Origin of the sequence: Streptomyces sp. NPDC005533, assembly GCF_042871845.1 — a bacterium.
Taxonomy (GTDB): domain Bacteria; phylum Actinomycetota; class Actinomycetes; order Streptomycetales; family Streptomycetaceae; genus Streptomyces.
This window is the reverse complement of sequence record NZ_JBIAJH010000018.1, coordinates 1-24,987: the sequence shown is the minus strand read 5'-3', so window position 1 is coordinate 24,987 and position 24,987 is coordinate 1. Positions and strand designations below refer to the sequence as shown.

Here is a 24,987-nt window from a genome sequence, read left to right as displayed (position 1 = left end):
CCGTCGGCAGCGGGGAGCGGCCCCCGGGGTCGGACCGGGGTCCGGCGCGTCACGCGCGTCCCACGCCTCGCCCAGGCGCTTCACACCTCTCACACGTCTCACACGATGAGCCCAACTGAACGCGCGGACCCGCGGTGCGGCATGTCGAATGGCCGGGAAGCGGCCTTTCACCTCAGTCGTCCCCAGGGAGCGCTATGAGTCTGCCGTCCCAGCCGCCCGCCGAGGCGCCCGCCCCGGGACGTCAGGCCTCGCGTTCCCGGAGGATCGCGGCCGGCACCGTTTCGGCCGTGCTGATCACGCTCACGTGCATCCTCGTCCCGGTCTCCCTGCTCACCGTGTGGGTCCACGACATCGTGCTGAACACCGACCGGTACGTCTCCACGGTCGCCCCGCTCGCCTCGAACCCGGACGTCGAGGCCGCCGCGGTCCACCGCATCACCGAGGCGGCCGACGTCCGCGTCAACGGCGCACAGGTCACGGACGACCTGGCGAAATGGCTCGAATCACAGGGACTGCCGCCCCGCGTCGGCAACGCCGTCAAGGCCCTGGGCCCCCAACTGGACTCCGCCGCCGACGCGGCCGTCTCCAAGGTGGCCACCCGGTTCGTCGACAGCGACCGCTTCGAGAAGATCTGGACCACGGCCAACCGGGCCGCCCACAACGCGGTGGTGCACGCACTCACCGGGCAGGGCCGCGGCGCGGTGGAGGTCGAGGGCGGCACCGTCACCCTGGACATCGGCGAGGCCGTGGAGAAGGTCAAGGAGGACCTCGTGAAGGCCGGCATCTCCCCGGCCGAGAAGATCCCCGAGGTCAACAAGCAGATGGTGCTCTTCCAGTCCGACCAACTGGCCAAGATCAGGAGCATGGTCCACCTGCTCGACGTCCTCGGCAACTGGCTGCCCGTCCTCACCGTGCTCCTCGGGGTGGGCGGAGTCCTGCTCGCCCGGCGCCGGCGCCGGGCCCTGGTGACCACCATGCTGTGCGCGGCCGCCGCCTGCCTCGTCCTGGCCATCGGTCTGGTCATCGCCCGCCGTTACTACCTCGACCACCTCCCGGAGCAGGTCCAGTCGCCCGCGGCGGCCGCGGCCATCTTCGACACGCTCGTACGGTTCCTGAAGGTCAGCATCCGCACCGCGATCGTCCTCGGGATCGTCGTCGCCCTCGGCGCCTACCTCTCCGGTGCCGGCCGGCTGCCGCGCGGCGTCCGCGGCACGGCGGAGCGCGCGGCCGACTCCGCCGCGGGCTGGGGAGCCACCCACGGAGTGCACACCGGGCGCGTCGGCACCTGGGTCCTCGCCCGCCGGCGCTGGCTCACCATCGGCGTGCTGATCGTCCTCGCGCTGGTGTTCGCGCTGTGGAACCACCCGACGGTGCTCACGGTCCTGCTGCTGGCGCTCATCCTGCTGGCCGTGCTGGCCGTACTCGCGCTGCTGGCGGCCGGTGGCCGGCGCGGTGACGGGGCCGGCGCCCCGCGTGGCGCTCCCGGGGGAGGGACCCGAGAATGAGATGGCCGGACGAGATCCACATGACGTCGGCCGCGGCGCGTCGGGAAGGCACGGCAATCCATCCCGGGGGCGCGCGGGCCGGCGGTTCGTTTCCCCCAGCGCCGTAGAGACGCAGGTGATGACCCATGTGCCGATGGCTCGCGTACTCGGGTACGCCCATGCTGCTCGACACCATCCTGTACAAACCGGCTCACTCGCTGATCGACCAGAGCCTCCACTCCAAGCTCGGAGTGGAGACGACGAACGGCGACGGGTTCGGTGTCGGCTGGTACACGGACGACATCGAGACTCCGGCACTCCTCAGGGACGTCGGTCCCGCCTGGAACAACCGCAACCTGCGGGAGATGGCCGACCACGTCCGCTCCCCGCTGTTCTTCGCACACATCCGGGCCTCCACCGGGACGGCCGTGCAGCAGTCGAACTGCCACCCGTTCCGGCACGGCCGCTGGATGTTCATGCACAACGGAGCGATCTCCGGTTTCCACATGATGCGCCGGGACCTCACCCTGCTCGTCGATCCCGCCCTCTACGCCGACATCGGCGGAACGACGGACTCCGAGGTGATGTTCTACCTGGCCCTCACCTTCGGCCTGGAACAGGACCCGCCGACCGCCATCGCCAGGATGGCGGGGGTGGTGGAGCGCGTCGGGCACGAGCACGGAGTGGAGTTCCCGCTCCAGATGACCCTCGCCATGACCGACGGCGAACGCGTCTGGGCCTTCCGCTACTCCAGCGGGCACGCCTCACGCTCGCTGTTCTACAGCAGCAAGGTGGACTCGCTGCGCAGGCTGCACCCGGACATGGCGTTCCTCCAGGAGGTCTCCGACGAGACCCGCCTGATCGTGTCCGAACCCCTCGGCGACCTCCCCGGCGCCTGGAACGAGGTACCGGAAAGCAGCTACGGCGTCGTACAGCCGGGCGCTGACGAGTTGTTCTCCTTCGCCCCGGTGCCCGCCTGACCGACCCGACCGACAGGAGACCGGGCCATGCAGAACTCGTTGCTCAACCTCGCGGACGACTACGACTATCCGCTGCTGAACTTCTTCTGGACCATGATGCTGATCTTCCTCTGGGTCCTCTGGTTCATGCTGCTCTTCCGCGTCATCGCCGACATCTTCCGTGACGACGCGCTGAGCGGCTGGGGCAAGGCCGGATGGACGATCTTCGTCATCATCCTTCCGTTCCTGGGCGTGTTCGTCTACCTGATCGCCCGGGGCCGCGGGATGGGCGAACGCGAGCTCAACCGGGCCCAACAGCAGGAGCAGGCCTTCCGCTCCTACGTGCGCGACAGCGCCGGGCCCACCGGTCACGCCGAGGAACTGGCGAAGCTCGCCGAGCTCAAGAACCGTGGTGACCTCACGGCGGCCGAGTACGAGCGGGCCAAGGAGAAGGTCCTCGGTTCCTGAGAACCGGACGTGGACGGACAGGAAGGAGAGGCCGGTGCTCCCCTACCCGCCGATCGCCGAGCACGGTCTGATCGGGGACCTGCAGACCTGTGCCCTCGTCTCCTCCGAGGGCGTGCTCGACTGGTTCTGCTCACCCCGCTTCGACGCGCCCAGCATCTTCGCCGGCCTGCTCGACGACCGCGCGGGCGGCTACTTCGCCATCACCGCCGACGCGCCCGACGTCTCCGACGACGGACCGGCGGGCAGCGCCGAGGTCGTCACCCAGCAGCTCTACATGGCCGACACCGCCGTCCTGATGACCCGCTTCCTCACCCCCGAGGGCGTCGGCGAGGTCATCGACTTCATGCCCGTCCACGATCCGCACACCGTCACCGACCGGCACCAGGTGGTGCGGGTCATGCGGGGTGTGCGCGGCACCGCGCGCTTCAGCCTGGAGTGCCGCCCGCGGTTCGACTACGGCCGCGCACCCCACGACCTGACGTTCGAAGACGACGCCACCGCCCGCTTCGACGGCCCCGGCATCACCGCGTACCTACAGGCACTGGGGCCGGTCGACCTGGAGGTCGACGGGACGGACGTGTGCGCGACCCTGGCCCTGGCCGAAGGCGAACGCGCGGCCGTCCTCCTGACGGTCTGCGACGCCGACGGCGCGCCCCCGCCGGCGGTGAACGTCCACGACATGACGCAGGAGTTCAACGACGTCCGCGACTTCTGGCACGGCTGGACCGCGCACTGCACCTACCGCGGCCGCTGGCAGCAGATGGTCAACCGCTCCGCGATCACCATCAAGCTGTTGACGTACGCGCCCACCGGCGCGCCGATCGCCGCCGCCACCATGGGCCTGCCCGAGCAGGAGGGCGGCGAGCGCAACTGGGACTACCGCTACACCTGGGTCCGCGACGCCTCCCTCTCGGTGCGCGCCATGCGCGACCTCGGGTTCACCGACGAGGCCAACGCCTTCCGCGGCTGGCTGCTCCAGCGGCTGCGGGACGGCGGCGCTCCCAACGGCGAGCCCCTCCAGATCATGTACCGCGTCGACGGCGACCCGTACCTGACCGAGGAGGTCCTCGACCACTTGGAAGGGTGGCGCGGCTCCAGACCGGTACGTTCGGGCAACGGCGCCGCGGACCAGCTGCAGATGGACATCTACGGCGAGGCCGTCTACGCCCTCGCCCAGACCGGCCAGGTCGGCAACGTCATCGGTTACGACGACTGGCTGCGCTGCGCCGCCCTGCTGGACTGGCTGTGCGACCACTGGGACCGCCCCGACGAGGGCATCTGGGAGACCCGGGGCGGCCGGAAGGACTTCACGTACAGCCGTCTCATGTGCTGGGTCGCCCTGGACCGCGGCATCCGCCAGGCCGTGGCCACCGCCCGCCCCGCAGACCTGCCCCGCTGGACGGCCGCACGGGACGCGATCCTCGACCAGGTGATGACCCTCGGCTGGAGCGAAAAACGTCAGGCGTTCGTCCAGGAGTACGACAACACCGTCCTGGACGCCTCCCTGTTGCTCATGCCCCTGGTCGGCTTCATCGCCCCCAAGGATCCGCGCTGGCTGGCCACCCTCGACGCCATGGACACCGAACTCGTCTCCGACAGCCTCGTCTACCGCTACGACCCGGAGGCCTCGCCGGACGGCCTGCAGGGCTCCGAGGGCACCTTCTCCCTCTGCTCCTTCCTGCACGTCTACGCCCTCGCCAAGGCCGGTCGCGTCCATCAGGCCCGCTACTCCTTCGACAAGATGCTCACCTACGCCAACCACGTGGGGCTCTTCGCCGAAGAGGTCGGTCTCACCGGAGAACAGCTGGGCAACTTCCCCCAGGCCTTCACCCACCTGGCCCTCATCACCGCCGCCCTCGCCCTCGACTCCGAGCTCGACCAGGTCGCGGGCGCCGCCTGAGCCTGCCCTCCGAGGGGGTGCGCTGCCATGGTCCTCGACCTGCTCCTCATCGGCCTGGCGGTCACCCTGTTCCCGCTGCCCGTCATGGCCTTCGTCCTGGTGGTCTCCGCACCCCACGGGGTGCGGAAGGGCCTGGCCTTCATCCTCGCCTGGCTGGCGTGCCTCGTGGCGGTGATGGCGATGGTCCTCCTCTTCACCGGCGGGCAGCCGCCCCCGCCCCGCTCGCCTCCGTCGATCGCGGCGCTCGTGGCCACGCTGGTGATCGGTGTCGGCCTGGTCGTGTACAGCGAGCACCGGCGGCGCCGGAGCCGCCGTGGCCGCGCGCAGGCGGATCCCTCCGCGCAGGCGGATCCCTCCGCGGATGAGGGGGCCGAGGGGGCCGGGGCCGAGGGGGCCGGGGCCGAGGGGGCCGAGAACACCGGGTCGTCCATGACCTCCCGAATGGACGAGGCCACCGTATGGTCCGCGGCCGCCCTCGCCGTGCTCCTTCAGCCCTGGGGGATGGTCGCCGCCGCGGCCGCCACCGTCGTACAGGCCGACCTCTCCCACGCGCAGTCCTTCCTGGCCCTCATGGGCTTCTGCCTCCTCGCCACCTCCACCCTGCTGGCCATGGAGCTGTACATGGTGTTCTCACCGGAGAAGGCCGGGCGCGCCCTGCTGGGCCTGCGCGCGTGGCTGGAACGGCACAAGGAGCAGGCGATCGTCGTCGTGTGCCTCCTCCTGGGACTGTGGCTCGTCGGCAGGAGCCTCTACCAGCTCACCGGCTGAGGTGCGGGGCCCCGCGGCGGATGCTGCAATGAGGTCAGGGCCGTGTCCGGCCACCGATGCGCAGGTCCGGCCCCCACCGCCGGGCCGTCGAGCCATACGCGAGGAGCGCTCATGAGCGACGACATCGAAGACATGGGCCCCGTCGACTACGTGGTCGTCGAGTTCCCCGGAAACCGCATGACGGGCGAGGCGTTCCCCCTGCTGATCGACCTGGTCGACCAGGGCATCATCCACCTCCTCGACCTCCGCTTCGTGCGCAAGGACGCCGACGGGACCGTCACCGCCCTGGAACTCACCGACCTCGACGGCGAAGGGAACTCCTTCGGCCTGTCCGTCTTCGAAGGCGCGTCGTCCGAACTGCTCGGCCAGGACGACCTCGACGAAGCGGGCAACGCCCTCCAGCCGGGCAACGCGGCCGCGATCCTGGTCTACGAGAACCGGTGGGCCGCTCCCTTCGCCCGGGCCCTGCGGCGCAGCGGCGCGCAGTTGGTCGCGAGCGGCCGCATCCCCGTACAGGCCCTGCTCGCCTCCCTCGACGCGGCAGAGGAACCCGAAAGCGGCCCGCCGGCGCAGTGAGCCCGGCCGGGCCGCCTCCGGACGCTCAGGCCCCGGAGATCAGGCCTGGAGGATCCTGCTCTTCTGCTCCGCGAACTCCGCCTCGGTCAGGATTCCCTGCTCCTTCAGCGCTCCGAGTTCCTTGAGCTGGTCGATCTTGCTGCTCATGTCGTCCCCCATGGCCGGAGCGGCGGCGGGGGCAGCGGGTGCGGGTGGGGCGGCGTACTGCTGAGGCGCTTGCTGCTGCTGCGCGACGGCTTGATCGTCCTGCGCGGCCCACCGGCCCGCCTGGCGCCGCGACACGCGGTTGGACACCGCCGTCGCCGTACCGGCGACCACCGCGGTGCGCGCTATTCCTCGAAGAAGACCGGGCACGTCATTCTCCCTTGCTGACGGGGCCGGCCCGGAAGTCCAGCCGCCGGCCCTCCACTGCTTCCAGCATCGCACCTCGGCGGGCGACTCACCCGGTGGTGGCTCCCGTGGTGATCAGGTCCGCGAGCGCCGACAGGCCGTTCCCGGCCAGGGCCCGGCGCTGGCGGTCGGCCGACGTGCCGTGCCGCAGGAGGCGGTGAAGGAGCGAACTCACCTCGCGGAAGTCACCGTTGTCCTCAAGGGCGGGGCGGATGTGCCGCAGCAGCGCGCACACGACGTCCGCGCTGCCGCGCAGCCGGCCTTCCGGGTCCATCAACGTACCGCTCATCCCGTGTCGGGCCGCATGCCACATCGCGGCCTGCAGGATCTCCGGCGGGCACAGCGCGGGCGCGGCCCCCGCCTTCTCCTCGGCGATCGCGGTGGCGGCGAGCCCGCGGACGACGCCGGCGAGCATGACCGCGTCGTCCGCCTCCAGCTGCACGTCACAGCAGCGCACCTCGACGGTCGGGTAGCGCTCGGAGAGCCGGGCCTGCCAGTACAGCTGCCCCCGATCGGGGATCAGCCCGGACTCCACCAGCGCGTCGGCCCGCGCCTCGTAGTCAGCGAACCCCGCGAAGTGCGGCGGCGGGCCGCTGACCGGCCACCGGCCGAAGACGATCGTGCGCCAGCTCGCGAAGCCGGTGTCCCGCCCGTCCCACAGGGGCCCGTTCGCGGACATCGCCAGCAGGGTCGGGAGCCAGACGCGCAGCCGGTTCAGGACGGCCACGCCGGTCTCCGGGTCCGGGATCCCCACGTGGACGTGCATGCCGCAGATCAGCTGCTCGTCGACGAGCAACCGGGCCTCTCCTCGCATCCGCAGATACCTCGCCGTGCCGGTGACGGGCACGGGGACGACGTCCCGGACCGGCGCGGTGGCGGAGATCGCGATGCGGCAGCCGTTGGCCTGGGCGGCGGAGGCGACGGCGTGACGCAGCCGCAGGAGGTGGCCACCCACCTCCTCCAGGCCCGTGCAGACGGGGGTGGCGACCTCGATCTGCGCCTGGAGCAGTTCGTCCTGGACCTCCCGCTCGTCCGCGATGGGCGTCAGGCTGGCGCTGGCCCGCACGTCCTGCACGAGCGGTACGGGCAGGAGGGTCTCCGGGTCGACCAGCAGGTACTCCTCCTCGACCCCAACAGTGATCATGCTGGGTGGCTACCCCGAAGCCGCCGCGATGACCCAGAGAAACGGCTATTTCGGCGTAATAGGGGAAAGGCTGCCGCCCTTCGTGTCAGGGGCAGCTCGACCGCGGGTCGTCGTGGACCAGGGCGCAGATCATCTGCTCGCCGCGCCGGTGCTCCGGATAAGTCGCGAGCAGTTCGGCCTTGAAGTCGTTCCACTGGCGGGTGATCTCGGCGGTGGCCCCGGACACGGCGTGCTCGAAGTTGCCGCCGGTCCTGGAGCGGGGGGACGCGGAGGTGTCCTTGTTCAGGGTCTGGTTGTGCGGGACACGGCCGGCGCACACGTCGTCCTTCACCCCGGTGGAGTCGAAATCGGCGTAGCAGCCGGTCGTGAGGTCCACCGGTATGCGGGCACGTGCCTCCCGGGTCCAGTCGGCGTCGCTCATGGCGCTGTACCGGCGGATGTCGAGGAAGGGGGCGACGTCGGTACGGGCCAGTCCGGGAGGGTCGGCGAGGCCGACCGGGCCGGGGGCGGCCCGGTCGGACCAGTTGGAGTGCGCGTAGAAGTCCTCGATCTGGTGCCACCCGCGGCCGAGCTGTTCCAGGACCTCGCACTTGGCGCGGTCGGACGTCTCCTTCCAGGTGCAGGGCGAGGACAGGTCGCTCTGGTCGGCCCGCACCCTGCCGTCCGCGTCGACGAGGCCGTCGGCCGCCCGGACGGCGCTCCGGAAGCGGGTCACGGAGGTACGGACGCAGGCGAGGAGCTCGGTGGTGGCCTCGTCCCGGCTGCGGGGATACGACGGCGCGTACCGGGGGGCGAGGTAGTCGGCGTTGTCGCAGTGCAGCGGGCCGAGGAGGAAGTATCCGCCGTGGTCGTTGGCGTTGATCGCCCCCTCGCGGGCGTCGGCCATCGCGGACAGGGTGATCGGCTCCCAGGGCAGCGCCGCCCGGGTGATCTCCTCGTGGTTGCCGCCGGTGAACGCGAACGCCGGACCGGGCGGCGCGGCGGCCAGGGCGATCACGAAGGCGGTGGCGACGATCGCCCGTGGCGGGCCGGGCGGCAGGCGGCGTGTCACGCGATCACGACGTCCCGGACGCCGATCCCTTGCCCCGCGCCGACCGCTTCGTCCGGGGCGGCGCGGCCTCGGGGCGGACCGTGGGCCACTTGAGTTCGAGCTCCAGCTCGATCTCCCCGTCGCCCACTTCGACCTCGATCTCGGTGCGGAGTTCGTCGGGAACCTGCAGGCTCAGCGTCCCGGAGCCGAATTCCAGCTCCACGTCGCCGCCCTGCCTCAGCGCCTCCGCGAGCGCGGAGAGCTGATCCGCGGCCTCGAGGCGGGACAGGGAACTCTTCTGTTCGAACTTGAGGTCACTCACGGACGTCTCCCATCCGCTGCCTGCGACAGCTCTCGACGGCTAAGGAACGGTGCCGGGCCCCGTGCTCCGGGGAAGGAACGCCGCCGCGGCGAGCCCGACGAGCCCGAGGACAGCCAGTGTCATCATCGCGGCGGCGTAGGCGTGGGTGGTCAGCCCGGCGACGAGGATGGTGCCGGCGATCGCGGTGCCGAGGGACGAGCCGAGGTTGGACACGCTGCGCGACAGCCCGGAGATCTCGCCCTGCTGGTCCTCGGGGAAGCTCGACTGCACGATGTTGACCGACGGGGTCAGCATCACACCGAGCCCCAGGCCGATCAGCAGCAGCCCGGGCGCGAAGGCCCAGGGACTCGGAGAGCCGCCCACCATGGCCAGCAGGACGGCGATGCCGGCGGTCGTCAGCATGAAGCCCGCCATGATCAGCGTGCGCTGTGCGTGCCGCCGCGCCAGGCGGGCGGCGGCCAGGGACGACACGAGCAGGCCGAGCGTGGCCGCCGTGAAGATCACGCCGGTCTGGACCGCGTCGTACCCGCGCACGACCTGGAGGTAGGCCGCGACCACGAACGACGTCCCCATGAGCACCAGCCACTGGATGTTCTGCGTGACGAGGCCGAGGTTGGACGTGTGGTTGCGGAACAGGCTCGTCGGCAGGAGCGGCTCCTCGCCGGCCCGTTCCTTGGCCCGCACCCACAGGAAGAACCACAGCAGGACGAGGGCACCGAGGACGATCAGGGCGAGCATCAGCCAGGCGTTGTCGTCGGCTGCCAGGATCCCCGTGACGAGGAGGATGAGCCCGACGGCGGAGAGGACCGCTCCACCGGTGTCGAAGGGGCGCGTGGGATCCGGCGGCAGGGGGTCCTTGACCCTGCGGCTCAGCATGATGATCAGGGCGATCACCACGGCCTGCAACACGAAGGCCGCCCGCCAGCTGACGGCCGAGGTGATCAGCCCGCCGATCAGCGGCCCGGCGGCCGCCCCGATGCCACCCAGCGCCATGATGGTCCCGAAGGCCCGGGCCCGTGAGGTCAGGTCCGTGAAGAGCAGCGTCGTGAGGATGTAGACGGGCGGGATGAGCAGCGCCGTGCCGACTCCTTCGAGGATCGAGTTGCCGAGGATGAGGACACCCAGGCCCGGCGCCGCCGCGCTCAGCAGGGCGCCGACGCCGTAGACCGCGAGACCGGTCAGGAAGCACCGCTTGCGTCCGTAGCGGACGGTCAGTTTGCCGCCGGGGATCATCAGCGCCGCCATGACGAGGAGGAAGATGGTGATCGCGACCTGCACTCCCTGCACGGTCGTGTCGAGGTCCTCGCTGATGTCGTTGATCATCACGTTCATGTTCGAACCGGCGAAGCTGCAGATGAACTGGGCCAGGGCGAGGGGTGCCAGCACACCGCGCACGGCGCCGGGCGTGCGTTCCGAGGTGTCGGGTTCAGCCACCGGTGCCGCTCCCTCCGCCTCGCCGCGTTGCCGCGATCGCCGTGCCCTGCCTCAAGACTGCTCCGCGGCCCCGCTCGCCGCACTCCGGACGGGAGGGCCACCGCGTCCCATGCGGGGTACCGGGTGACGTCCTACGGTTGAATCCAGGATCGAGTGCTGAGGACGCAGGTCCAGGCAGGAGCACACCGATGTCCCAGAGCACGACCGCCGCGATGCGCGCGGTGCCCGGCAGCACGCCTCAGGAACGCGCGGCCCAGGGCAAGGAGGCCCGGAGCCGCTCGCCACGCTCGGGGCACGCCGTGTACCGGCCCTCTCCGGACCGGCCGGACCCGCTGGCCATCCTGGAGGAGCAGTCCGCGGCCCGGGTGCCCGAGCTGGTCCCGATCCGCTACGGCAGGATGCTGGAATCCCCCTTCCGGTTCTACCGGGGAGCCGCCGCGATCATGGCCTCCGACCTGGCCGGCAGCCCCGACTCGGGGATCACGGTCCAGCTCTGCGGGGACGCGCACCTGCTCAACTTCCGGCTGCTGGCCTCTCCGGAGCGGCGGCTGATGTTCGACATCAACGACTTCGACGAGACCCTGCCGGGCCCCTGGGAGTGGGACGTCAAACGGCTGTCGGCGAGCTTCGTCATCGCCGGCCGGGCGAACGGCTTCGACGACGCCGAGCGCGCGGGCATCGTGGGCGCCGGCGTGCGCTCGTACCGCGAGGCGATGCGCGGCTTCGCCGGCATGGGCAACCTCGACGTCTGGTACGCGAAGATCGACGCGGACCACCTGAACGACCTCGTCACGCAGCGGCTCGACAAGGGCGGACAGAAGAAACTGGCCCGTGCCATGTCGAAGGCCCGTACGCGCGACACGTTGCAGGCCTTCGACAAACTCACGGAGCTGGTCGACGGCCGGCCGCACATCGCGGCGGATCCCCCGCTGCTGGTGCCGCTCGCGGATCTGCTGCCGGACGTCGAACGCGCCGAGCTGGAGGGCCGGTTCCAGCGCCTGATCGAAACCTACGGCCTCACGATGGCGAGTGACCGGCGGGTGCTCCTGGAGGACTACCGGCTGGTGGACATGGCCCGCAAGGTGGTCGGCGTCGGCAGCGTCGGGACCCGCTGCTGGATCCTGCTGCTGCTCGGCCGCGACGGCCGGGACCCGCTCTTCCTCCAGGCCAAGGAAGCCGACACCTCCGTGCTCGCCGCCCACCTCGGCGCGAGCCGCTACCGCAACCAGGGCGAGCGCGTCGTCTCGGGACAGCGGCTGATGCAGGCGGCGAGCGACATGTTCCTGGGCTGGGAGCGGGTGGACGGGATCGACGGCAGGCAGCGCGACTTCTACATCCGGCAGTTGCGCGACTGGAAGGGCATCGCCATGCCGGAGACGATGTCACCCGCGCAGCTGGCGACGTTCGCCGAGGTGTGCGGCCACACCCTCGCCCGTGCGCACGCGCGGTCGGGCGACCGGATCGCGATCGCCTCGTACCTGGGCCGCGGCGAGGCCTTCGACCGGGCGCTCGTCACCTTCGCCGAGGCGTACGCCGACCAGAACGAACGCGACCACCAAGCCCTGGTCGACGCGGTGCGCGCGGGCCGGCTGCCGGCGGAAGAACTTCCGGCGAACTGACCGTGCGCCACCGGCACCCCCTGACGTGGCGTCGTCAGGGGGTGCCGGCCGTCCTGGCGCCGCCCGTGTCCGCGGGCGGCTGCTCGGCGAGCGGGGCGGGCGGATGCGCCGTACCGGCGGGGAGCAGCTCGGTCGTGACGAAGGAGATCACGGCCGCGAGGATGCCGATCGGAATCATCGCGGAGCTGCCCAGCAGCAACACCACGAGGACCACGCTGCTGACCGGCAGCCGCATGACGGCCGCGGTGGCCGCCGCCATGCCCGCCGCCATGGCGGCCACGGTGCCCAGCCCGGGCAGGGGAGACACGAGGACGCCCGCTGCCGCTCCGAGGAAGACCGCGGGGAAGATGGCGCCACCGCGCAGGCTGCCCAGACAGAGGGCGTAGGCGGCGGTCTTGAAGAGCAGGACGGCGATCAGCGCACCGACGGCCCAGGCGTGCGGGTCGGCGGCCAGTGCGCCGAGGGCGGCCTGGCCCGAGAGGGCGACGTCCGCGGGCGAGCGGCCGGTGATCAGGGCGTAGAGGGCGGCGCAGGCCGCGGCGCCCAGCGCGCACAGGACAGTGCGGGGGAGTACCCGCGCGGAGACGAACCCCGCGACCCGTCGGCCCACCTCCAGGACGGGGTTCAGCAGCACGGCGAGGACGAGGGCGATGAGTACGGTCCACAGCACGTCCGGTGCGTCCAGGGACGGCAGGGGCGCGGGCAGCGTGAGGTTGAGGCTGCCGGTCTCCAGCCCGGTCCACTTCCCGAAGCCCGTGAAGACCAGGGCCCCGATCCCGCTGGAGAGCAGGGCGGGGAGCATGACCGCGAAGAGCTGGGGGCCGCCGATCCCCGACACCTCGATGAGGAGCACGGCGGCGATCAGCGGGTTGCCGAAGATCGCCGCGATGGCGGCGGCCGCCCCGGCCGCCCCGAGCAGCGCGGTGGTCTGCGGCGTCGCCGGGGTCCGGGTGAGGTCGCGGAACAGCAGGGCCAGCGCGCCGCCGAGGGCGATCAGGGGCGCCTCCGGTCCCAGCACCGCGCCCAACGGCAGGCTCGCGACCGCCGCGAGCACCACGCCCGGCAGCGCGGCCGGGGGCGTCGCACCGGCGTGCAGACCACCCGCGGGGATGTGGCCGCCCCCGCCGGTCAGGTGGGCGGCGACCAGGCCGACGACCGCACCGGCCACCAGCAGCAGGGGCAGCGGCCACCACCAGGGGGCCGTGTCCCAACCCAGGTGGTGCGGAAGGTCCGTCCACATCAGGTGTTCGAGCTCGTGGAGGCCGACGAGGAACCAGAACGCGATGAGCGACACCGGGATGCCGATGAGGGCCGAGTAGACAAGGATGACCAGGTAGCCGGGTGTGCGCAGGATCTCGCGCAGCCGGTCCGCCTCCTGCGGCTGGCCGGTGCCCACGGGTTGAGGACTCGGCTCCGTCATGGAATTCCCTCTTCCTGCCACCTGACCCCTGGCCGCGCTTCCCCGCGGGGCTGCCACCAGCGGTGTGGTGCCGGCGGCGCCCCTGCGCCGCCGGCCGGAGGCCGCCACCCGGGCGGCCGAACCTCTCGTCTCGATGATCCGCCCGGCCGGCGCTCTTCGCCGCCCGAAGGCGGGCGAGGCCGGGCGAGGCCGGGCGGATGCCGGACGCATGCAGGGGAAGCCGGGACGGGCCCCGTCCGGACGTGCGAAGCCCCCGGCCGGATGCTGCAATGGCTCTGGCCCGTCCAGGCCCGCCGCGCCTGCGCCGGACGCGGCGACCCGGTCCGCTCCGGTCCACCCGCACTCCCTGGGAGATGAGCGAACATGCCCGGAACCCTTCGTGGCCCGAGACGGATGTGCGCCGCCGAGCCGGGACACGGCGGATGACGGCGGCGGACCCGCACCCCGCGGGGCCCGGCGGGGCCACACAGCCCGAAGAGGCGGACCGGCTGCGCGAACTGCTGCGCAGCGCCGGCTATCTGAAGGCGCTCGTGTTCTGCGCCCTCATCGGGGTTCCGGTGTCGCTGGTGGCCTTCTGGTTCCTGGTCGGTCTGCACGAGCTCGAACACCTGATGTGGAGCGGTCTGCCGGAGTCCCTCGGCTGGGACGCCCCACCGTGGTGGTGGCCGTTGCCCCTGCTGCTCGTCGCCGGCGTGAGCGTCGGGTTCGTGGTCACCCGCATGCCCGGCGGGGGCGGCCACATCCCCGCGTCCGGACTCCACACCGGCGGAGTCACCCCCGGAGCCCTGCCCGGCGTGCTCCTCGCCGCCCTGCTCAGCCTCCCCCTCGGCGCCACGCTCGGACCGGAAGCCCCGTTGATCGCGCTCGGCGGCGGTCTGGCGCTGCTCTTCAGGGATCTGGCGCAGGTGCCGGCGAGCGCCCAGAGCACGGCGCTCCTCGGCGCGGCGGGAGCGGCGGCGGCCGTCGCGGTGATCTTCGGGAGCCCGCTGATCGCGGGGGTCCTGCTCATCGAGGTGGCCGGGGTCGGCGGGCCCCAGCTGTTCGCGGTCATGCTGCCCGCGCTGCTGTCGAGCGGGGTGGGCTCCCTCGTGTTCACCGGCTTCGGACGCTGGACCGGTCTCGACGCGCCCAGCCTCTCCGTGAAGGTGGGTGTGCCCCTGCCGCGGCTCGACCCCGGGGACGTGCTCTGGTCCGTCCCGATCGCCGTGGCCATCGGCTTCCTCATGCACCTGATCATGCGAGGGGGACGGTCGACCGCGCGGTTCGTCGCGAGGCGTCCCCTCGCCCACACGACCCTGTGCGCGCTGGCGGCCGGCGTCTGCGCCGCCGTGTACGGGCTCACCACCGGCCGCTCACCCGCGAACGTGGCGTCCTCCGGCCAGGAGACGCTGAGCGCCATGGCCGGCGATCCGTCGGCCTGGGGGGTCGGGGCCCTGATCGCCCTGGTGCTCTGCACGGGCGTCGCCTACGCCCTGTGCCTGGGCAGCCTGCGCGGCGGCCCCGTGTTCCCGTCGCTGTTCCTCGGCTGTGCGGTGGGTGTGCTGCTCGCGCCCCTGCCGGGCCTGGGGATCGTACCCGGCATGGCCATCGGCATGGCGGCCTCCACGACCAGCGCCCTGCGGCTGCCGGTCAGCAGCATCGTGCTCGTGGTCCTGGTGCTCGGCAGCGTGGCCATGACCCCCGTGGTGATCCTCGCGTCCGTCGTGGCCTTCGTGACGATCCAGTTGCTGCCTCCCGGACCGGCCCTTCCGTCGGTGGGCAAGGCGGCCGGGCCGCCGAACGCCCGGCCCCCCGCCGCCGGTACGTCGTCCGGCTCCGCCTCATGAAGGAGGCCGTGTGCCCCCGCCCGACGTGACGGTGCCCGCGTCCGTGGTGCTCGTGACGGGCGTGGCGGGTTCGGGGAAGACCACCGTGGGTCTGCTGCTGGCCGACCGGCTCGGCTGGGCCTTCCAGGACGCGGACGACTTCCACACGGCGGCGAACCGGGCCAGGATGGCGGCCGGCGAGGCCCTCTCCGACGAGGACAGACGCCCGTGGCTGGCGGCCGTCGCCGCCTGGATCGACCGCCGGATCGCCGCGCGCGAACCCGCCGTCGTGGCCTGCTCCGCCCTCAAGCGCGCCTACCGCGACCAGCTCGCCGGGGGACGGCCCGACGTGCGCGTGGTCCATCTGCACGGCTCACGGCAGCTCATCGCGTCCCGGCTGCGGTCCCGGCACGGCCACTTCTTCCCCGCCCGCCTGATGGAAAGCCAGTTCGCCGACCTCCAGGAGCCGGAGCCCGACGAGCACGCCTGCGTGGTGGACATCGACCAGCCCCCGGAAGCCGTCGTCGAAGCCGTCGTCGCCCACCTGGCCGCCGCACCGACCGAGGAGCCGCCCATGCCCCCGACGGCATCAGGAGAACAGTGGCGGCTGCGCCACGGCCCGCATACGGCGGTGGTGGTCGAGCTGGGCGGCGCCCTGCGCCACTACGACGTGGGCGGGCGGCCGCTCCTCGACGGATTCGCCGCCGACGAGGAGATCACCGGCGGCCGCGGACAGCTCCTCGTTCCCTGGCCGAACCGGATCGCCGGCGGCCGCTACCGGTTCGGCGACCGGGACCACCAACTCCCGCTGACCGAGCCCGAGCACGGCAACGCGATCCACGGACTCCTCCGATGGGTCCCGTGGCGGCTGCTCGACCACAGCGAGAACGCCGTCACGGTGGGCACCACCCTCTTCCCGCAGCCGGGATACCCGTACCGCCTGGAGGTCCGCGCCGCGTACCGGCTGGGCCCGGAGGGACTCGACACCACCGTCACCTCCACCAACCGGGGGGACATCCCGGCGCCCTACGGCGTGGGCCAGCACCCCTATCTGACCGTGGGCACCGACCTGGTGGACACCGCCCTGCTGACCGTGCCGGCCCGCCACCGGCTCGGCGGCGACGCACACGGCCTGCCCACGGAGGAGGAGCCGGTCGAGGGCACGGCGTACGACTTCCGCACCGCCAGGCCCATCGGCGGCCGGCACCTGGACACCGCGTACACCGGGCTCGACCGGGATCCCGCCGGCCACTGCACGGTGCGGCTCGCGCACCCCTCGGGGCGGCACGGCATCGACGTACGGCTCGTCGAGGGCGTCCGGTACGTGCAGGTGTACACCGGGGACACCCTGTCGGAGCCCGGGCGGCGCCGCCGCGGCGTCGCCATCGAACCCATGTCCTGCCCGGCCGACGCCTTCCGCAGCGGCACGGCGCTCACCGTCCTGCAACCGGGCGACAGCCACGTCCTGCGCTGGGCCCTGGCCCCGTGGGGATCCCCGTGACCCCGGGCAGCGGACCGTCGGCACCGCAGACCATGACCGCCGGCGCCTTCCGCGCGCTGTACGAGGAGCTGCGCGGGCGCAGCCCCCGCGCCCCCGACGACCGGCGCGGTGCCCTCGGCCACCTGACGCCCGAGCGCGTCGTGGCCGCCGCCGCCGAGGTCCGCTCCGGACGTACGGTCTCCCTCGCCGCGCCCATCGAGACGCTGCCCGGCCCGGACAATCCCGAACCGGCACGCCACCGGATGATCGCGCCCGCCGAAGGCGAGACCGGTGCGAGCGGCGGCGACGCGCTGCACTTCGCCCGCGACCGGTTCGCGATGAACGTGCACGGGGACGCGGACAGCCACCTCGACGCGCTGTGCCACGTGCTGTTCGACGGGGAGCTCTACAACGGCGTGCCCGCGAGCAGCGTGACGTCCCACGGCGCCGGCGCGCTCTCCGTCGAGGCCGTCCGCGACGGCATCGTCGGCCGTGGCGTGCTCCTGGACGTTCCGCGGCTGCGGGGCGTGCCGTGGCTGGAGCCCGGGGACCACGTGAGCGCCGCCGACCTGACCGCGGCGGAGGAGGCCCAAGGGGTCCGGGTCGGGCCGGGCGACCTGCTGTTCGTACGGGTGGGGCATCGCCGCAGGCGCCAGGAGCGCGGGGCGTGGGACGCCGCGCGGGCCCGGACGGGCCTTCATCCCACGGCCGTACGGTTCCTGGCCGAGCGGCAGGTCGCCGCACTGGGCTCGGACGGCAACAACGACACCGCCCCCAGCGCGGTGGCCGGGGTCGACTTCCCCGTGCACGTGCTGGCGGTCCACGCCATGGGACTGCACCTGCTGGACTACCTCCGCTTCGAGGAGCTGACCGCGGAGTGCGCCCGCGCGGGCCGCTGGTCCTTCCTGTGCGTGGTGGCGCCGCTCAGACTGCCCGCGGCCACCGGCTCGCCCGTGAACCCGATCGCCGTTCTGTGACCGGCGGGTGCGGGCCACCCGTCGGGTCGCCGGAGCCGGGAAGGGGGGATACGTTCGAAGAGGTGGGGTGGCTGCCGCGTCCCGGCAGCGCGCAGAGAGAGGGCCGCTGACAGGGCGGGCCCGCGAGCGCAAGGACGGTGGTCGCCGTGGGCGACTCCCCGCACTACGACGTCGTCATCATCGGTTCGGGCGCCGGCGGCGGCACGCTCGCCCACCGGCTCGCCCCGTCCGGGAAACGGGTGCTCCTCCTCGAACGCGGTGACTACCTCCCCCGCGAGCGGGACAACTGGGACTCCACCGCCGTGTTCGTCAAGGGCAAGTACCGGGCCCCGGAATTCTGGCTGGACAAGAACGGCGACGAGTTCCCGCCCGAGGTCAACTACTACGTCGGGGGGAACACCAAGTTCTACGGAGCGGCCCTGTTCCGGCTGCGGCCCGAGGACTTCGGCGAACTGCGCCACCACGACGGGGTGTCGCCGGCCTGGCCGATCCGCTACGAGGACCTGGAGCCGTACTACTCGCAGGCCGAGCACCTCTACCTGGTCCACGGTCGCCACGGCGAGGACCCGTGGGAGGGGCCCTACAGCGCCCAGTACGCCCATCCGCCCGTCGAACACGAGCCGCGGATCCAGCAGTTGAGCGACGACCTGGAGAAACGGGGTCTGCACCCCTTCCACCTGCCCATCGGCGTCGACCTGACCCAGGACGAGCACGGGCGGGCCACCAACGCCAGCGTCTGCGTCCGCTGCGACCGCGTGGACGGCTTCCCCTGCCTGGTGCGCGGCAAGTCGGACGCCCAGGTGATCTGCGTGGAACCGGCCCTGCGGCACCCGAACGTCGAGATGGTCACCCACGCACGGGTGGTCCGCCTGGAGACCGACCCGACCGGACGCAGCGTCAGCGGCGTCGTGACCCGCGGCGAGGACGGGCGGGAGGCCTCCTACACCGCGGACATCGTGGTCGTCGCCTGCGGGGCGGTCAACTCCGCGGCGCTCCTGCTGGCCTCGGCCGACGACCGCCACCCGCGCGGGCTGGCGAACAGCTCCGACGTGGTCGGCCGGCACTACATGCGCCACAACAACCTGGCGCTGATGGCCCTTTCGAAGGAGCCCAACGACACCAGGTTCCAGAAGACCCTGGCCCTGCACGACTGGTACCTCGGCGCCGACGACTGGGACTACCCGCTCGGCGGCATCCAGATGCTCGGCAAGTCGGACGCCGACCAGATCCACGGCGAGGCGCCGCGCTGGGCGGGTGCCGTGGCCCCCGACATGCCCTTCGAGGTCATGGCCCACCACGCGGTCGACTTCTGGCTGTGCGGCGAGGACCTCCCCCTCCCCGACAACCGGGTCACCCTCGAAGGCGACGGCACCATCCGGCTCGTGCTCGACGAGAAGAACAACATCGAGGGGCTGGGGCGCCTGCGGCACAAGCTCCAGGGCATGCTCAGCCACCTGGGGATGCACGAGCACCAGCTCCTGTCGCGCAGCATCTACCTCCACAAGGGCATGCCGATCGGCGCCACCGCGCACCAGGCCGGCACCGTACGGTTCGGCGACGACCCGGCCACCTCCGCCCTGGACGTGAACTGCAAGGCGCACGATCTCGACAACCTGTACGTGGTCGACACGAGCTTCTTCCCGAGCATCGGCGCGGTCAACCCGTCCCTCACGGCGATCGCGAACGCCCTGCGCGTGGGCGACCACCTCGTGGAACGGCTGGGCTGACCCCGCGGTTCCTCCGACCGGGGGGTGATGCTCGGCCGCGTGGCCCAAGGCCACGGCGCCCGGGCCGCCGATCCGCGACGGGGGTGGTTCGGTGGCGCTCGGACCCCGTAGGACCGAGGTCCGACGGACCGGACCGGGCATGCGAGGAGGCAGCGGATCGTGAGTCCCACCGAGGGCGTACCGCGGGGAGTGATCCCCGCTCACCTGCTCAAGGGTCAGAAAGCGCTGGTCACCGGCGCCAACAGTGGGATCGGCAAGGCCACGGCGATCGGTCTGGGCCGGGCCGGCGCCGACGTCGTCGTGAACTACGTGGCCGACGCCGAAGAAGCCGAGAAGGTGGTCGAGGAGATCACCTCGTTCGGCGTGCGCGCCGCCGCGTACGAGGCGGACGTGTCCCAGGAGGACCAGGTCGTCGCCATGACGGACCGGATGGTCCGGGAGTTCGGCACGATCGACATCCTGGTCGCCAACGCCGGACTGCAGCGCGACGCCCCCTTCGCGCAGATGACGCTCGCCCAGTGGCAGAAGGTGCTCGACGTCAACCTCACGGGCCAGTTCCTCTGCGCCCGGGAGGCGACGAAGGAGTTCCTGCGCCGCGGCGTCGTCCCGGAGGTGTCCCGCTCGGCCGGAAAGATCATCTGCATGAGCTCCGTCCACCAGATCATCCCCTGGGCGGGGCACGCCAACTACGCCTCCTCCAAGGGCGGCGTGCACATGCTCATGACGACCCTGGCCCAGGAACTCGCGCCCCAGAAGATCCGCGTGAACGCGATCGCGCCCGGAGCCATCAAGACGCCGATCAACAAGGACGCGTGGGAGACCGCGGAGGCCCGGGAGGACCTGCTCCGGCTGATCCCGTACAAGCGCATCGGCGACCCCGAGGACATCGCGTACGCGGCCGTGGCCCTCGCCTCCGACCTCATGGACTACGTCGTGGGCACCACGCTCTACGTGGACGGCGGGATGACCCTCTTCCCCGGGTTCGCCACCGGCGGCTGACCCTCGCTCCGACCGTCGTCCCGAGCGCCGAAGGATCGCATGCACACCACGCTCCACCTGCTGGCGGCGGACGCCCCCGCCCAACTGCTGCCGGCCAGGCAGCTCATGGCGTTCACCCTCGCCGCCCACATCATCCTCGTGCCGATGGGCGTGGCGCTGCCGCTCATCACCCTGATCATGCATTACATCGGCCTGCGCAGGAACGACGCCACGGCCCTGCTGCTGGCCCGGCGCTGGTCGGCCGTGATGGCCGTACAGTTCGCGATCGGCGTCGTCACCGGCACCGTGCTGTCGTTCGAGTTCGGGCTGCTCTGGCCCGGCCTGATGGGCAGGTGGGGCGACGTCTTCGGCATCGGCTTCGGTGTCGAGGCCTGGGCGTTCTTCCTCGAGGCCGTACTCATCGCCATCTACCTCTACGGCTGGCGCAGGCTGAAGCCGCGCACCCACTTCCTGCTCGGGCTGCCGCTGCCGGTCACGGCGCTCCTGGGGGCCTTCGGCATCCTCGCCGCCAACGCGTGGATGAACACGCCCCGGGGGTTCACCCTCGACTCCGCGGGCAAGCCGGTCGACGTGAACGTCTGGAAGGCCGTCTTCACCCCCATGTTCGGGCCGCAGTACTGGCACTTCGTCGTGGCGATGCTGCTGACCGCGGGCTTCGTCGTGGCGGGCGTCTACGCCGTCGGATGGCTGCGCGGCCGCCGGGACCGCTACCACCGGCTCGGCTTCACGGTCCCCTTCACCCTCGCCGCGGTGGCCACCCCGGTGCAGTTCTTCCTGGGCGACTCGATCACCCGGCAGGTGTTCCAGAAGCAGCCCGTGAAGTTCGCCGCGACGGAGATCGTCTGGAAGACCGACAGCCACGTTCCCGAGTACCTCTACGGCCGCCTCCACCCGGACGGATCGATCTCCGGCGGCATCAAGTTCCCCCAAATGGACTCCGTCCTCGCCGGGTTCAGCCCGGACACCGTCGTGACGGGGCTGTCCTCCGTACCGGCGAGCGACCGGCCGAACGCCACCCAGGCCACGATCGCCCACTGGGCCTTCGACACCATGGTCGTCATCGGCAGCCTGCTCCTGCTCCTCGCCCTCTGGTACGGCCTGGTCTGGCTGCGCCACCGCCGGCTCCCCGGCTCCCGGTGGTTCTTCCGCGGCGCCGCCTGCGCCGGCGTCGGCTCCGTCGTCGCCGTCGAATGCGGCTGGATCACGGCCGAGGTGGGCCGCCAGCCCTGGATCGTCTACCAGAACATGCGCGTCGCGGAGGCCGTGACCGCCACCCGCTCCACCACCCTCTGGATCATGTTCGGCCTGGTGATCGTGGTGTACGTGTTCATCTTCGGGGCGTTCCTCACGGTCCTGCTGAAGATGCGCGACCGCTGGCGACTGGCCGACGCCGCGACGGACGGGCGGCCGGACGGGCAGCCGGTGGACGCACCCGAGGCGGCGACCCCGTACGGTCCGCGCCCGGCCGTCCCGGCCGGCGACGCCCCGTCCGCGGGAGACGGCGACTCCGCTCCGTCCGGGAGAGGTGGCGTGTGATGGCCGATGTCGTCGCCTTCGTCCTGCTGCTGGCCGTGGCCGCGTACGCCTGCGGCGGCGGGACCGACTACGGGGCGGGCTTCTGGGACCTGACGGCCGGCGGAGCCGAGCGCGGCAAGCGCCCCCGATGGCTGATCGACCACGCCATGGCACCCGTCTGGGAGGTCAACAACGTCTGGCTGATCTTCGTCCTCATCCTCATGTGGACCGGCTTCCCCGTGCTCTTCCAGACGGTGTTCACCGCGATGTGGCTGCCCTTCGCGCTGGCCGCCCTCGGCATGGTCCTGCGCGGCGCCGGATTCGCCCTGCGCAAACCCAGCAGCCGGACGGCCCGACGGCGCCTCTTCGGCGCCGTGTTCGCCATCGCCTCCCTGGTGACCCCCTTCTGCCTCGGGGCGGCCGTCGGCGCCATCGCCTCCGGCCGGATCGCACCGGGAACCGAGGCCTCCGCGCACGCGTGGGCCAATCCCGCGTCCCTGCTGTTCGGGCTGCTCACCGTCGCCGGGACCGCGCTCCTCGGCGCCGTGTTCCTGACCGCCGACGCCCAGCGCTTCGACGCACCCGACCTGGTCGGCTACTTCCGGGTCCGCGCCCTCGCCGGTCTCGTCGCGGCCGCCCTGACGGCCGTGGGCGTCCTCCTCGTCACCCGCGTCGACGCACCGCACGTCTGGCACGGCCTGACCCACGGCGCCGGGCTCGCCCTCGCGATCGCGTCCGCGGTGTTCTTCGTCGCCACGGGACTGCTCGTGCTGCGGGGACGGACGCACTGGGCCCGCTTCAGCGCCGTCGGCATCGTCGCCGCGGCCGTCCTCGCCTGGGGGCTCGCACAGCGCCCCTACCTCATCCCCACCTCCCTGTCGGTGGCGGACGCGGCGGGCGACGAGCAGACGCTGCTCTGGCTGTCGGTGGTCAGCCTCGTCGCCCTGCTGTTCATCGTCCCGGCCGTCCTCTTCCTCTACTGGCTGGACACCCATGGCGAGCTGGAGCCCCTCACCGACTCCGACCTGCGACGGACCGGCCCCGCGCGGGGGGACGCCGTCGACGGCGACTGAGCCCACCGGCGCGCCCTCGGCGCGGGGACGGAGACCGCTGTGAGCGAGGACGACATCCTCCTCGGCCTGGCCCTGGTCGTGGCCCTGGCCGCCCTCTGCCAGATCCTCGCCGGAAAGCTCCGCGTCCCCGCGCTGATCCTGCTCCTGCCTGTCGGGTTCGCCGCGGGCGCCCTGACCGACGTCGTTCACCCCCAGCAGCTGATCGGGGAGGACTTCTCCGCCCTGGTGTCCCTGTCCGTGGCGGTGATCCTCTACGACGCCGGCCTCGGCCTCGACCTGCGCAACTTCACCGGCCGCACCCGAACCATCGTGGGCCGGCTGCTCCTCTTCGGCGTGGCCTTCACCTTCCTGGCCGTCCGCGCCGTGGGCCCGGCCCTGTTCGGCATGTCGCTCAGGGTGGCCGCGATGGTCGGCATGATCCTCGTCGTGTCGGGGCCCACGGTCGTGGGGCCCCTGCTCCAGTACGTACGGCCGACGGACGAGGTGCGGCGCCTGCTGATCTGGGAAGGGACGCTGACCGACCCGATCGGCGCCATCCTCGGAGCACTCGTCTTCCACGCCATCGACACGACGCAGCAGATCGACATCGGCCGCGGCCACCAGATCGGCCAGTTCCTCGTCAGCATCGCCGTCGGCCTCGTCGGCGGAGCCGTCGGCATCGCCCTGCTGTGGCTGACCCTGCGCGTGCTGCGGCTCGGCGAGACGCTCGGCACCCTGGCACAACTGGCCACGGTGATCGCCGTGTCGGCGGGCTGCGACATCGTCCGCGACGACACCGGGCTCATCGCCGCGATCGTCACCGGCATGGCCGCGGCCAACATCCGGGGCTTCGACATGCCCGTCCGCCGGCCCTTCTTCGAGACACTGGTCCAGCTGATCATCGGGCTGCTCTTCATCTCCATCTCGGCCGGCGTCACCCCGTCCTCCCTGACCCCCGTACTCCTTCCCACACTCGCCCTCGTCGCCCTCCTGGTCCTCGTGGTGCGGCCGCTCGTCGCCTACGTCGCCACCCTGGGCAAGGGCATGACCCCGGGGGAGCGGGCGTTCTTGGGATGGATGGCCCCCCGCGGCATCGTCGCTGCCTCCACCGCGGCGGCCTTCGCCGCGAGCCTCGTCCAACTGGGACTGCGCGGCGCCTCCAAGGTCCTCCCCATCACGTTCCTCGTGATCGTCTCGACGGCCGTGGTGTACGCCCTGACCGCCGGCCCCGTGGCCCGGCGGCTCGGCGTCGCCCGGCCGAACCTCACGCGGCCGCTGCTCGTGGGCGGTGCCCCGTGGGCCATCGCCCTGGGCACGGCCCTGCGGTCGACGGGGCTGGACCTGGAGATGTGGGCGGGAACGGGCGAGGAACGCGAACGGATCCAGGACGCCGGAATAACGCTGGCCAGGGGAGACCTGCTGGCCACGGCCACCAACCCCCGGGTCCGGCTGGAGGGCGTCAACGCCGTCTTCCTGCTCACCGACGACGACGACTTCAACGCGCTCGCCTCGATGGTGGTCGAGGACAACGTCGAGGGCCCCGTCTACCGGGTCGGACCGCCCCACGAGGACCACGGCGTCGTCGCGCCCTACACGGGCGGCGCCGTCCTGTTCGGCGGCTCACCCGTCCGGCACGCCCTGGCGACCCGCTACGAACAGGGCGCCCGGTTCCTCGTGCGGCCCGCCTCCGATCCGGTCCCGCCGGGACACCGGGCACTGTTCCTGGTCAGCGCCGACGGCCGCCTGGACCCGGTGGACGAGACGCGGCCCCCGACCCCGCGCCAGGGCGACGTCGTCGTCCTGCTCGGCCCCGTCCCCGACTCCTAGGCCGTCTCTTCCGGATCTTGCCTCGCCCGCGCCGCCCGGCACCGCACCTCGCCGCGTTGGCGGAGCACCCCAGTACGTCCAGTACGAGGGC

General features: G+C 72.1%; 21 protein-coding genes. 15 read left to right on the top strand and 6 right to left on the bottom strand.

What is annotated here, in order from left to right; all coding sequences use genetic code 11:
• Positions 1-287 precede the first annotated feature (287 nt).
• The 6 genes from ACFYP3_RS19595 (at position 288) to ACFYP3_RS19570 (ending at position 6,155) form a co-directional block, all read left to right on the top strand.
• Positions 288-1,505 (top strand): hypothetical protein, encoded by a 1,218-nt coding sequence (locus ACFYP3_RS19595; protein WP_388833865.1) that lies wholly within the window; start codon positions 288-290, stop codon positions 1,503-1,505.
• A gap of 125 nt (positions 1,506-1,630) precedes the next feature.
• A complete protein-coding gene (locus ACFYP3_RS19590) occupies positions 1,631-2,464 on the top strand; it encodes a class II glutamine amidotransferase (protein WP_388833862.1) in 834 nt (277 codons plus the stop codon).
• 27 nt (positions 2,465-2,491) lie between these two features.
• A complete protein-coding gene (locus ACFYP3_RS19585) occupies positions 2,492-2,911 on the top strand; it encodes a PLD nuclease N-terminal domain-containing protein (protein ID WP_388833859.1) in 420 nt (139 codons plus the stop codon).
• A gap of 34 nt (positions 2,912-2,945) precedes the next feature.
• Complete coding sequence (locus ACFYP3_RS19580) at positions 2,946-4,811, top strand: glycoside hydrolase family 15 protein (RefSeq protein WP_388833856.1); 1,866 nt, start codon at positions 2,946-2,948, stop codon at positions 4,809-4,811.
• A 27-nt stretch (positions 4,812-4,838) separates the two neighbouring features.
• Entirely contained in the window at positions 4,839-5,579 is a 741-nt protein-coding gene (locus tag ACFYP3_RS19575; protein ID WP_388833853.1) for a GAP family protein, read from the top strand.
• A 111-nt stretch (positions 5,580-5,690) separates the two neighbouring features.
• Positions 5,691-6,155: a DUF6325 family protein gene (locus tag ACFYP3_RS19570; protein WP_388833850.1), complete on the top strand. Its 465-nt coding sequence runs from the start codon at positions 5,691-5,693 to the stop codon at positions 6,153-6,155.
• Positions 6,156-6,194: 39 nt separating this feature from the next.
• On the opposite strand, the gene ACFYP3_RS19565 is transcribed toward ACFYP3_RS19570, so the two are convergent.
• The 5 genes from ACFYP3_RS19565 to ACFYP3_RS19545 form a co-directional block, all read right to left on the bottom strand.
• Positions 6,195-6,509: an SHOCT domain-containing protein gene (locus ACFYP3_RS19565; RefSeq protein ID WP_388833848.1), complete on the bottom strand. Its 315-nt coding sequence runs from the start codon at positions 6,507-6,509 to the stop codon at positions 6,195-6,197.
• 85 nt (positions 6,510-6,594) lie between these two features.
• Positions 6,595-7,689: a glutamate--cysteine ligase gene (locus ACFYP3_RS19560; RefSeq protein ID WP_388833845.1), complete on the bottom strand. Its 1,095-nt coding sequence runs from the start codon at positions 7,687-7,689 to the stop codon at positions 6,595-6,597.
• A gap of 85 nt (positions 7,690-7,774) precedes the next feature.
• On the bottom strand, positions 7,775-8,740 hold the full coding sequence (locus tag ACFYP3_RS19555; protein WP_388833842.1) for a hypothetical protein: 966 nt from the start codon (positions 8,738-8,740) through the stop codon (positions 7,775-7,777).
• A 4-nt stretch (positions 8,741-8,744) separates the two neighbouring features.
• Entirely contained in the window at positions 8,745-9,041 is a 297-nt protein-coding gene (locus tag ACFYP3_RS19550) for an amphi-Trp domain-containing protein (protein ID WP_388833839.1), read from the bottom strand.
• Between the two features lie 39 nt (positions 9,042-9,080).
• Positions 9,081-10,475, bottom strand: a complete 1,395-nt coding sequence (locus tag ACFYP3_RS19545) for an MFS transporter (protein ID WP_388833835.1) — start codon at positions 10,473-10,475, stop codon at positions 9,081-9,083.
• Positions 10,476-10,663: 188 nt separating this feature from the next.
• Between ACFYP3_RS19545 and ACFYP3_RS19540 the strand changes: the two genes are divergently transcribed.
• The gene (locus ACFYP3_RS19540) at positions 10,664-12,094 is read left to right on the top strand and encodes a DUF2252 domain-containing protein (protein ID WP_388833832.1); all 1,431 of its coding nucleotides are present in this window, start codon (positions 10,664-10,666) and stop codon (positions 12,092-12,094) included.
• A 34-nt stretch (positions 12,095-12,128) separates the two neighbouring features.
• Here the strand turns inward: ACFYP3_RS19540 and ACFYP3_RS19535 are convergent, their stop codons facing one another.
• On the bottom strand, positions 12,129-13,514 hold the full coding sequence (locus tag ACFYP3_RS19535; protein ID WP_388833829.1) for a chloride channel protein: 1,386 nt from the start codon (positions 13,512-13,514) through the stop codon (positions 12,129-12,131).
• A 422-nt stretch (positions 13,515-13,936) separates the two neighbouring features.
• Between ACFYP3_RS19535 and ACFYP3_RS19530 the strand changes: the two genes are divergently transcribed.
• From ACFYP3_RS19530 to ACFYP3_RS19495, 8 genes are all read left to right on the top strand, one after another.
• Positions 13,937-15,340 (top strand): chloride channel protein, encoded by a 1,404-nt coding sequence (locus ACFYP3_RS19530; RefSeq protein WP_388833826.1) that lies wholly within the window; start codon positions 13,937-13,939, stop codon positions 15,338-15,340.
• 10 nt (positions 15,341-15,350) lie between these two features.
• Positions 15,351-16,820 carry a gluconokinase, GntK/IdnK-type gene (locus ACFYP3_RS19525; RefSeq protein WP_388833823.1) on the top strand — a complete coding sequence of 490 codons (1,470 nt, stop codon included), beginning with the start codon at positions 15,351-15,353 and terminating at the stop codon, positions 16,818-16,820.
• Between the two features lie 32 nt (positions 16,821-16,852).
• A complete protein-coding gene (locus ACFYP3_RS19520) occupies positions 16,853-17,776 on the top strand; it encodes a cyclase family protein (RefSeq protein WP_388834119.1) in 924 nt (307 codons plus the stop codon).
• Between the two features lie 146 nt (positions 17,777-17,922).
• Entirely contained in the window at positions 17,923-19,503 is a 1,581-nt protein-coding gene (locus tag ACFYP3_RS19515; RefSeq protein WP_388833821.1) for a GMC oxidoreductase, read from the top strand.
• A 159-nt stretch (positions 19,504-19,662) separates the two neighbouring features.
• Positions 19,663-20,502, top strand: coding sequence for an SDR family oxidoreductase (locus ACFYP3_RS19510; RefSeq protein WP_388833818.1), 840 nt, complete (start codon positions 19,663-19,665; stop codon positions 20,500-20,502).
• 39 nt (positions 20,503-20,541) lie between these two features.
• Entirely contained in the window at positions 20,542-22,038 is a 1,497-nt protein-coding gene (locus ACFYP3_RS19505; protein ID WP_388833815.1) for a cytochrome ubiquinol oxidase subunit I, read from the top strand.
• A complete protein-coding gene (locus tag ACFYP3_RS19500) occupies positions 22,038-23,090 on the top strand; it encodes a cytochrome d ubiquinol oxidase subunit II (RefSeq protein WP_388833812.1) in 1,053 nt (350 codons plus the stop codon). The genes ACFYP3_RS19505 and ACFYP3_RS19500 overlap by 1 nt, the downstream gene beginning before the upstream one ends.
• Positions 23,091-23,129: 39 nt before the next feature.
• Positions 23,130-24,896: a cation:proton antiporter gene (locus ACFYP3_RS19495; RefSeq protein WP_388833809.1), complete on the top strand. Its 1,767-nt coding sequence runs from the start codon at positions 23,130-23,132 to the stop codon at positions 24,894-24,896.
• The last annotated feature ends 91 nt before the right edge of the window (positions 24,897-24,987 follow it).

Excerpts from the sequence above, each read along its gene's own strand:
- ACFYP3_RS19520 (WP_388834119.1), top strand. The coding sequence starts at position 16,853 with ATGACCGCCGGCGCCTTCCGCGCGCTGTACGAGGAGCTGCGCGGGCGC.
- ACFYP3_RS19505 (WP_388833815.1), top strand. The coding sequence starts at position 20,542 with ATGCACACCACGCTCCACCTGCTGGCGGCGGACGCCCCCGCCCAACTG.
- ACFYP3_RS19570 (WP_388833850.1), top strand. The coding sequence starts at position 5,691 with ATGAGCGACGACATCGAAGACATGGGCCCCGTCGACTACGTGGTCGTC.
- ACFYP3_RS19585 (WP_388833859.1), top strand. The coding sequence starts at position 2,492 with ATGCAGAACTCGTTGCTCAACCTCGCGGACGACTACGACTATCCGCTG.
- ACFYP3_RS19575 (WP_388833853.1), top strand. The coding sequence starts at position 4,839 with ATGGTCCTCGACCTGCTCCTCATCGGCCTGGCGGTCACCCTGTTCCCG.
- ACFYP3_RS19530 (WP_388833826.1), top strand. The coding sequence starts at position 13,937 with ATGACGGCGGCGGACCCGCACCCCGCGGGGCCCGGCGGGGCCACACAG.
- ACFYP3_RS19590 (WP_388833862.1), top strand. The coding sequence starts at position 1,631 with ATGTGCCGATGGCTCGCGTACTCGGGTACGCCCATGCTGCTCGACACC.
- ACFYP3_RS19560 (WP_388833845.1), bottom strand. The coding sequence starts at position 7,689 with ATGATCACTGTTGGGGTCGAGGAGGAGTACCTGCTGGTCGACCCGGAG.
- ACFYP3_RS19500 (WP_388833812.1), top strand. The coding sequence starts at position 22,038 with ATGGCCGATGTCGTCGCCTTCGTCCTGCTGCTGGCCGTGGCCGCGTAC.
- ACFYP3_RS19535 (WP_388833829.1), bottom strand. The coding sequence starts at position 13,514 with ATGACGGAGCCGAGTCCTCAACCCGTGGGCACCGGCCAGCCGCAGGAG.
- ACFYP3_RS19540 (WP_388833832.1), top strand. The coding sequence starts at position 10,664 with ATGTCCCAGAGCACGACCGCCGCGATGCGCGCGGTGCCCGGCAGCACG.